This window comes from Microcoleus sp. BROC3, from assembly GCF_036702515.1.
GTDB lineage: Bacteria > Cyanobacteriota > Cyanobacteriia > Cyanobacteriales > Microcoleaceae > Microcoleus.
This window is the reverse complement of record NZ_JAUBTQ010000165.1, coordinates 1-1,714: the sequence shown is the minus strand read 5'-3', so window position 1 is coordinate 1,714 and position 1,714 is coordinate 1. Positions and strand designations below refer to the sequence as shown.

The 1,714-nt window shown below is 43.6% G+C and carries 1 protein-coding gene; it reads left to right on the top strand.

Annotation, left to right across the window (positions count from 1 at the left end; all coding sequences use genetic code 11):
- The first annotated feature begins 105 nt into the window (after positions 1-105).
- On the top strand, positions 106-1,704 hold the full coding sequence (locus QUB30_RS33520; RefSeq protein ID WP_333342662.1) for an IS1182 family transposase: 1,599 nt from the start codon (positions 106-108) through the stop codon (positions 1,702-1,704).
- Positions 1,705-1,714: the final 10 nt, after the last annotated feature.

Genomic DNA, 1,714 nt, shown 5'->3' with positions numbered 1-1,714 from the left:
CTAGGGCGTCGGTACAGTAGAGGGGTTTGACAAAAGTGGGCGAGCATGATAGGTAAATTGAGGAGCTTGTTAAATCCTAACAATCAGGAAGAAGAAAAAAACCCTATGCGTCCTCCCTTATGGCATCCTCCAATTGAACTATCAGACCATGAAGCGTTGATTATCAAACGCATTAAACGGGCTAAACTATTCACCTTTCTGCGACTTAACCGTTTATTCATCTTTAATGATCAGTTCCAAGAAGAACTCGCTACCATCTTTAAAGACAGCACCGTGGGTAATAGCCCAGTTCCTCCGGCACAAATTGCCTTAGCAATTATTCTGCAAGCCTATCTAGGGATTTCTGATGATGAAGTGATTGAAGAAATGCTGATGGATAAACGTTGGCAGTTAGTTCTCGATTGCCTTAATTGTGAAACTCCCCCTTTCAGCAAACCGACTTTAATTAGATTCAGAAATCGCTTAATTAAAAAAGAATTAGATCGACGTTTAATTGACCGCACCGTAGAAATTGCCAAGCAAAAAGGTGGGTTTGGCTCATCTCAACTCAAAGCGGCTTTAGATTCTTCCCCGTTATGGGGAGCTGGTAAAGTCGAAGATACATATAATCTCTTGGGTCATGCTTTGCGTAAAGCAGTGAGTGCGATCGCCCGTGCTGGACAGGGGCGGGAGCTAGCAGAAATTGCCGAGTTAGCTGGTGCGCCAATTCTCAATAGTTCCAGCTTAAAAACAGCCTTAGACTTAAACTGGGATGAGCCAGGAGAGCGTCAAAACGCACTATTAATCCTTTTAAACAGCTTATTTTCTGTAGAAAAATGGATGCAAAGCCAGTCTGATTGTGATAAGTTTGGAGTCGCCAAAGAAACTCTGGATGTGGCCCGAGTGATTGAATCTCAAAATGTAGCTTTCGACTCTCAAGGAGTTCCGAGTTTAAGCAAAGGAGTGGCCGCATATCGTCGCATTTCTATTGAGGACCCAGATATGCGGCATGGAAGGAAAAGCCGATCTAAGAAGATAGATGGTTATAAACGCCACATCCTCAAAGATTTAGAGAGTGGTGTGGTTTGTGCCGTGGCCTTGACTCGTGCCAATACCCCCGAATCGGCTGCTACCCTTGACCTCGAACGAGACTTAAAATTTCAAAATATTTATTTAGCTGAGTTACATATTGACCGGGGTTATTTATCTAGTCATTGGGTTACACAACGGGATGAAACATTAAAGATATTTTGCAAGGCAACGCCAGTCAGAAATTCTGGCCGGTTTGATAAAAATTCCTTTTTTTTGGATTGGGATACCCATTTAATTAGCTGTCCCAATCAGGTCACTGTCCCATTTGAACCGGGAAAAATTGTGCGTTTTCCTCAGAGTGAATGTACAATTTGTCCTTTAAGAGCCGACTGCACAAACAGTAAAAAAGGACGGACTGTATCCATTCATCCTGATGAAGCCTTAATGCAAGAGTTGCGAGCGCGTCAATCTACTGCCTCTGGTCGTCTCGAGTTGAGAAGGCGTACTACTGTTGAACACTCGTTAGCCCATATTGGTCATTGGCAGGGTGATCGTGCTCGGTATCTTGGACAACGGAAAAATCTCTTCGATCTACGTCGAGTCGCTGTTGTCCATAACCTTCACGTCATTGCTCGAATCTCTAAGGTTGCGCCAATTCAACCGGGCATAGAGTTGGATTCCTTGACCGGGTAAATTCATATAT